Annotated in this window: 5 protein-coding genes; 4 read left to right on the forward strand and 1 reads right to left on the reverse strand. The window is 73.3% G+C overall.

Annotated features, from left to right (window positions below; all coding sequences use genetic code 11):
- Window positions 1–4: 4 nt before the first annotated feature.
- Complete coding sequence (locus GC157_06515; GenBank protein MBI1377117.1) at window positions 5–745, forward strand: TIGR03089 family protein; 741 nt, start codon at window positions 5–7, stop codon at window positions 743–745.
- A gap of 175 nt (window positions 746–920) precedes the next feature.
- A complete protein-coding gene (locus GC157_06520) occupies window positions 921–2,357 on the forward strand; it encodes a LytR family transcriptional regulator (GenBank protein ID MBI1377118.1) in 1,437 nt (478 codons plus the stop codon).
- Window positions 2,358–2,404: 47 nt separating this feature from the next.
- Here GC157_06520 and GC157_06525 read toward each other — a convergent pair whose 3' ends face one another.
- On the reverse strand, window positions 2,405–4,105 hold the full coding sequence (locus tag GC157_06525) for a hypothetical protein (GenBank protein ID MBI1377119.1): 1,701 nt from the start codon (window positions 4,103–4,105) through the stop codon (window positions 2,405–2,407).
- Window positions 4,106–4,410: 305 nt separating this feature from the next.
- Between GC157_06525 and GC157_06530 the strand changes: the two genes are divergently transcribed.
- Window positions 4,411–6,183: a hypothetical protein gene (locus tag GC157_06530; protein MBI1377120.1), complete on the forward strand. Its 1,773-nt coding sequence runs from the start codon at window positions 4,411–4,413 to the stop codon at window positions 6,181–6,183.
- 338 nt (window positions 6,184–6,521) lie between these two features.
- The coding region (locus GC157_06535) for a DUF222 domain-containing protein (GenBank protein MBI1377121.1) at window positions 6,522–7,342 on the forward strand (821 nt) is incomplete at its 3' end.

A 7,342-nucleotide genomic window follows, 5' to 3' on the forward strand; every position in this document is an offset into this window, starting at 1 on the left:
GCTGATGAGCGACACCACCGTCCGGTCCGCGTTCGCCACCGTCGCCGCCGGCGACCCGGCCCGGCCCTTCGTCACGCACCTCGGTCCGGACGGCGCCCGCACCGAGCTGTCGGTGCGCACGTTCGAGAACAACGTCGCGAAGACCGCCAACCTGCTGCGCGACGAGGGCGACGTGGGGCAGGGCTCCGTGGTGGTGCTCCGGCTCCCCCTGCACTGGCAGGCGTCGGTGTGGCTCGCGGCGTGCGCGGAGCTCGGCGCGCTCGCCTGGATGGACGGCGACCCCGCCGACCCGGCGGTGGACGTCGCGCTCCTCGGCCCGGACGAGCTGGACGCACCGCACGCGCCGTTGACCCTCGCCACGGCGCTGCACCCCCTCGGCATGCCGTTCGCGTCGCCGCTGCCGGCGGGCGTGCTCGACGCCGCAGTCGAGGTGCGGATGCACGCGGACCGCTTCGCCCCTTACGACGTGCCGCCGGCGTCCTCGCCCTGGCTGCGCCTCGGCGAGCGCACCTGGACCCAGGCCGAGGCGCTCGCCGACGCCGCCGCCCTGGCCGAGTCCGTCGGGGCGCCGGCGAACGGCCGGGTGCTGTGCGCCCGCCCGGTCGACGAGCAGGGGCTGCTCTGCCTGCTCGCCGTCCCGCTGGCCGTGACTGGCTCGGTGGTGCTGCGGCCCGAGGTGCCGGGGGCCCCGGGGCCGCTCGAGGACGTGGCCGCGCGCGAGCGGTGCGACGCCGTGGTGCGCTGAGGCGGGATCGCCCCGCGCACAGCGGATCCCCAGCCTGACGCCCCGCGCGCCTGTGAGCCGGCGGGAACGACGTCGGCGAGGCCGCTCAGGGGAACGCGATGCCCTTCCCGGACGTCGCACCGGTGTGCGACTCCGCCGGTCACGACCCCCCTCGGGCGACCCCTACACTGTCGCGGTGACCTCCCCCGACCCCGGTGACGGCGCTGCCTCGGGCCGCCCCCACATCGGGCGCCGGGTGCTCGCGGTCGCCAGCGTCATGACGGTGGTCGCCACCACGATCTGCGGCGCGGGCTGGATGAGCCTCAACCACCTCACCGGCAACATCACGACCATCGACGTCACCGGCGAGCTCGGCACCAACCGGCCCACCAAGGCCACGCCCTCGAGCAGCACGCCCACCGAGTACCAGGCCATGAACATCCTGGTGATGGGCACGGACACGCGCACCGGCCAGGGCAGCGGTTATGGCAGCGCCGCCACCACGGCGAGCGGCAACGGCCACAGCGACACGACGATCCTCGTGCACATCTCGGCGGACCGGCAGCACATCCTCGCGGTGAGCATCCCGCGCGACTCCGTCGTCACCCGGCCGCTGTGCAAGGGCACCGGGATGCACTCCCCCGACCGCATCAACACCGCGTTCGCCGAGGGCGGCGCCGGGTGCGCCATCAAGGCGGTCGAGTACCTCACCGGCGACTTCATCGACCACTACGTCGTGGTCGACTTCAAGGGCTTCAAGTCGGTCGTGGACGCGCTCGGCGGCGTCGAGGTGTGCCTCACCACCGCGGTCAACGACCCCAAGAGCCACCTCGACCTCTCCGCCGGCAAGCACCTGCTGACCGGCGACCAGGCCCTCGCGTTCGCCCGTGTGCGCCACAACATCGGCGACGGCTCGGACATCGGCCGCATCGGCCGGCAGCAGGACTTCCTGTCCTCGATCGTGCGCGCCGTCACCAACAAGGGGATGCTCGCCGACCCGGTGAAGCTCTACAACGTGCTCTCGGCGGTGACCGACTCGCTCACCACCGACCCCGAGATGGGCACGCTGGACTTCGAGACCACGCTCGCCACGAGCCTGTCGTCGATCTCCCCGTCCAACGTCACGTTCGTCACCGTGCCGTGGACCCTGAACTCGGACGGCGCCACCCTGTCGTGGAACACCCAGGAGGCCGACAAGATCTGGTCGGCCATCAAGAACGACACGGTGTACGGCAAGGACAAGTCGTCCACGACCACGGGCGGCAAGCCGCTCACGGTCGCGCCGTCGGCGATCCAGGTGAAGGTGCTCAACGGCACCGGCGTCACCGGCGCGGCGGCCGCGGCCGCCCAGCAGCTCAAGGCGATCGGCTTCGTGGTGACGGGCCTGGGCAACACGAGCAGCCCGGTCACCACGTCGAGCATCACCGCGCCCAAGGCCTACACCGAGAGCCTGCGCACGCTGTCCTACTCCACGGGCATCTCCTCGACGACGCTGTCCGGCTCCGGCCGCGTGCTCACCGTCACCGTGGGGCCGGACTGGGCGAAGACGCTCAAGAAGGTCACCATCGCGACGCCGGGCTCGACCACCGGCCCCGCCGTCAAGACGGCGAACCAGAACATCTGCTCGTCCTGACTGCACCCGGCTGACCTTCGCCGCGCGTGACGCGGGACCGACGCCGGTCAGGTCACGGTGAGCGTCGTCGTCAGCCGGTCGTGGCTCGGCACGAGGATCTCGACCGCGCCCAGCGCCACCCCCGGCCGAGGCAGCACCCAGCCGCCGACCGGCGAGGTGCTCCTCACGAGGATCCGGGCGGAGGAGCCCGGCGACACCGAGACGGTGAGCCGGTGCCGTCCGTCGGTGAAGCCGAGCGACCGCGCCGTGCGCCAGGTGGGCCGCCACACCGGGTCCAGATGGACATGGCTGGTGAACGATCCCGCCATCTCGTCGACGATGACCAGGCGGTGGCGGGCGTCGTCGACCCGTACGGTGCGCACGCCGCGCGTGGTGAAGAGCCGGCTGTCCACCACGGACGTGTCGACCCGCCCGCTCCGCCCGATCGAGCGGAGCACCGCGCCGCCCGTGCCCAGCCGCGCCGACTGCGGCACCGCGATGTTGTGCCCGGACGGGCTGTGCAACCAGGTGGCCACCGCGTCGTGGCGGTCGTTGGCGCTGCCCCCGGGGTCGACGAGCACGGCGACGCCGCGCGTGCCCCAGGTGACCGAGCCCCAGTCGTAGTGGCCGTGCGAGAAGAAGGAGTCGCCGAGCCGCTGGGTCCAGTACGTCGTGGCCGGGTCCCGCCAGGACCACCGCCGGGCGAGGACGCCGCCCACCCGGTCCGTCACCGCGAGGTACCGCTGCGGCGGCGGGGGTGCCGACGTCGACACGAAGCCGTCGCCGATGGGGATCCGGGCACCCGTCGGTGACGTGAGGTGCGCGGACATGCGCGCGGCGCGGACCAGCATCGACCCCACGGCGCGACCGACGACGGAACCGCCGGGAACGCCCGCGAGCCGGGTGCGCACGGTCTGCCACAGCACGCGGTTGAACTCGTGGTAGGCGGTGGACTGCTCGCCGGTGAAACCGGCTGGGGAGAAGGCGCCGGGCAGCTCGGCCCTCAGCCGCGAGACCGCCGTGGCGGCCCACTTGGGGCTCCCGAGCAGCGCCGCGCTGTCGAGCAGTGCGAGGTTCGCCATGGTGCCGTGGTTGTGCACCGGGTAGGCCGGTGGCCCGTAGTAGCGACGAGGGTCCAGGTTCGCGGCGACGGTGCGGCGCAGCTCCCCGGTGAGCGAGGCGCTCCGCGTGACGGCCACGAGGCAGTCGAGGGCCTGCTCCCGGCGGGTGTTCGTCCCCTCCGCCCACCCGACGGCGTACGACCGGTCCAGCGCCGACGCCGTGGCCGACCCCGGGTCGGCCACGCGGTGCACGGCCTGGGCGAGCTGGTCGGCGATCCGGGATCCGCCCCGGTCCTCCGGGACGAACAGCGGCACCACCCAGGTGAGGGAGCGCCACCACATGGCCCGGGTGTCCTCGCGGAACGCCGCCGGCGGCGTGGTGAGGTCGAGGTGCCGCAGGTCGACCGTGGCGGCGCGGCCCAGGATGCGCACCCGCCCCGCGGCCAGGTCGCTCGCGGTGTTGCCCCAGCTCCTCGCGGCGGCCAGCGGCGACGAGCACCACCTGGCCGGGGACACCGCTGACGGCGCCACCCGGCCGCCCACGGGCGGCGCGCTCGTGGCAGGCGGGGCAGCGAGCGGGCTCGGCCGGGTGGTCGCGGCGTGGGCGGTCGCGGCCGAGGGCGCGCAGAGGGCGAGGACGGGGCCGGCCATGACCGCGCCCACGAGCAGCGGCCGTCGCCCGGACCGAGCCGTGCGCACCGCCGTCACGCGTGGTCCTGAGTCGACGGCGCCTGCGCGCCGCGACCTGCGCCCACCGGTCATGGCCGACCCCCGATCCCGTCGGACCCCCCGTCCGACCGGACACCGCTCACCGTAGCGCTCGCTCCACCACGTAGGCTCGCCGACGGCGACGACGTTCCCCGGCCGTCCGGCAAGCCGTTCGGCGGCTCAAGGCGCGTCCGCCCGCGGCCGACGTTGTCCGTACTCGACGCTCGCGCGCCGCCGTGCCCGAACGGCGCCGCCGGGCCTCACGCAGCAGACAGGGAGCGACACCGGTGGCCAACGTCCGAGGGGTGCGGATACGCGCCCGGATCACCGGCCTGGCCGCGGCCGCCGTGCTCTGCGCCGCGCTCCCCGTCGTCGCCCCGGTCCCTCCCGCAGCGGCCGACGCGCCGCTGCCAGGACAGGTGTGCTCGGGCAGCGACTGGAGCGGGTTCTCCGCGGCCAACCCGTGGCGGCGGCTCGACGCCGGCTACGTCAGCGTGGCCGGGCGGACCGCGGTGCACCTCATCACCCGCGGCCACGTCGCGTGGAGCGCGGACCCCTACCGCAGCAGCACCTGGCGCGCCTGGTTCATGTCGCTCAAGTGGCTTCAGGACTACTACAACAAGGCCAACGGCCGCATGGGCGTGGACTCGCACGTGCCGACCATGACCGAGCGCCGGGCGTTCCTCGAGAAGGCCCTCGTCATCCTGCGCGACTACGACGTCTCGGTGCCCATGGGCTCGAGCATCCAGGCCGCGGCCCGTCGCACCAGCGACGGCCACCGCGCGCTCGTCTTCGCCTGCCTGGCCGAGGAGGACAAGCTCCTCAACGGCAGCACCCGCTCGTGGCTGTCGTCGCGGCTGTCGGCGGAGATCTCCGACGTCCTCGCGCACCAGCGCGGGCTCGCCTGGAACCAGACCGTCGAGGACATGCTCCCGGTGCTCACCGCCGGGTGCACGACCGGTCGTCAGGACTGGCTGACCGCCGCCGAGTCCGCGCTGGCCAAGGCCGCCCGCACCAACATCGACGCGCAGGGCGCCACCATCGAGCAGTCCCTCGGCTACGCCAACTACAACCTCTCCCTGTGGGAGCGGGTGCTGACGCGCTACGCGGACTGCGGCGTCAGCGAGCCGGCGAGCCTCGGCGACCGGCTGGGTCTGCTCGCGTCGTTCCTCACGGCCGGCACCACGCCGGCCGGCACGCTCGAGCAGCTGGGCGACACCGCCACGCAGAAGGCGCGCTACGACGTCATCCCCGGCGACCAGTCCTTCGCCTGGGCGCAGAGCGGCGGCACGCGCGGCACGGCCCCGCCGGCCGTCGCCGTCTACGACGCGGGGTACGTGTTCGGCCGGCCCGACCGCAGCTTCGGCGGCGACTACTACACGATCCGGTTCGGCCCCGCCCGCAACTACCACGGGCAGCGCGACGCCACGTCGGTGACGTGGTGGCCGGCCGGCCGGCCGCTCGTGACCGATCTGGGCTATCCGTCCTCGTCGCAGTCAGCGCGGCAGAAGTACTGGGGCACGCGCTACCAGAACGACGTCATGGTCACCGGCACCAGGGCAGGGGCGGAGCGCTCGGCCCCCTCGAGCCTCACGACGCGCTCCGCGGGCTTCGGCCCGTCGTTCACCGTCACGCAGTCGGGCGGCTGGAGCCGGGTGAACCACCGTCGCGACGTGGGCGTCGTCCCGTCGCTGCACGCCATGGTGGTGCGTGACTACACCTACTCCGGCAACGGACCGGTGATGACGAGCCAGGTGTTCAGCCTGGCCCCCGGCTACACCGCGCGAGTCGGCAAGAACGGCCGCTTCAACATCTACCGGGGCAGCGCCCTCGCCTACGTCGCCTACGCCTTCGGCGGCTCCGGCCGGCGCTCGGCGGTCACGACGTCGGTGAAGTACGCCTCGGCGACGCACGGCACGAAGGTGACCACCCTGGTGCAGGCCTCGATCGGCCGGCGCGCCACGCTCGGCCTGGTGATCGTGCCGTCGTCCGTGGCGTTCGCCCTGCACCCGGGACGCATCGTGCTCTCGACGCGCTCCGCGTCGGCCTCGATCGGTCTCGGCTCGTACCTGTCCTGACGTTCCTCGCTTCCCTGTCTGTCGTCCGTCCTGGGGCGCCGTCCTCGCCCTGTGCTCGTCCCCGTGGGTGTGCCGGGCCCGCGACCCTCGGCGTAGCGACACCGCTCGCCCCGGTACCGGGATTCGGGCCGGTCTTCGGGCTCGTCCTCGGGTTGACCCCAGGGCCGCGGCAGCGACGTGCCGGCGGCCGAGGACCGAGCGGTGGTGTCCACACCCTGTGGACAGTTGAGCGGCGAAATCCCTTGGGATTGCTGGGGATTCGGGTTGTGCCTGTCGGTGGCCTCGGGTAGCATTCCTACATTCGTTCGAACCCCAGCCGGCTCCGTGGGAGGTGCCCGATGACCGCCGTCGACGACCCGGACACCACCGGCCCCGCAGGTTCGCACTGGGAGATCTACCTCGAGATGGGCAAGGCGGCCGTCGGTCCGCTGGACTGGCTGACCGGGCAGCCGAGCGTGCTGGCCCACGTCCTCGACCGTCCCGTGCAGGCCACCGACGCGCTGCTGCTCAACCGGATCGACGTCGAGGCGATCACCGAGCCGGCCGAGCTGATCGACTTCATCGCGGTCACCGCGCGGCTCGAAGCCCGTCTGGCGTCGATGCGCCTCGCGGCGGAGGCGGCGTTCGCGGCCAAGGCGTGCCCGGACTCGACGTCCGCGCACGCGACGTACGCGGACGCAGCGGCCGAGCAGGAAGTCGCCTACGCCACCCACAACAGCGTCTACGCCGCGTCCAAGGAGATCGACCGCGCCCGAGCGCTCAAGGAGATCTTCCCCTCGTTCCGTGCCGCGCTGGCTGCGGGGGAGATCACCGAACGGCACTGCGCGGTCCTCGTGGACCAGACCAGGTTCCTTACCGATCCCGAGGTCCTCGCGACCATCGAGGCTGCGGCGCTGGAGAAGGCCCGCACCCTCACACCGTCCGAGCTGCGCAAGCACCTCGACAAGCTCATCGCCCGCCACGACCCCGACGCGACCGTCCGCGCCCACAAGGCCGTCGCGACGCGGGACGTGTACCGGCAGCCGATCGGCGACGGCATGGCGTTCCTCGGCGTCACCCACCAGGCTCCCGTGATCGACGCCGTGTTCGACGCGATCGAAGCGGCCGGCAAGGCACTGCGCGCCCAGCGCGGCGGCGCCGAGGCCCTGCGCGCGGGGAA

It is taken from the genome of Frankiales bacterium (assembly GCA_016125335.1).
GTDB lineage: Bacteria > Actinomycetota > Actinomycetes > S36-B12 > CAIYMF01 > Longivirga.

Excerpts from the sequence above, each read along its gene's own strand:
- GC157_06515 (MBI1377117.1), top strand. The coding sequence starts at position 5 with ATGAGCGACACCACCGTCCGGTCCGCGTTCGCCACCGTCGCCGCCGGC.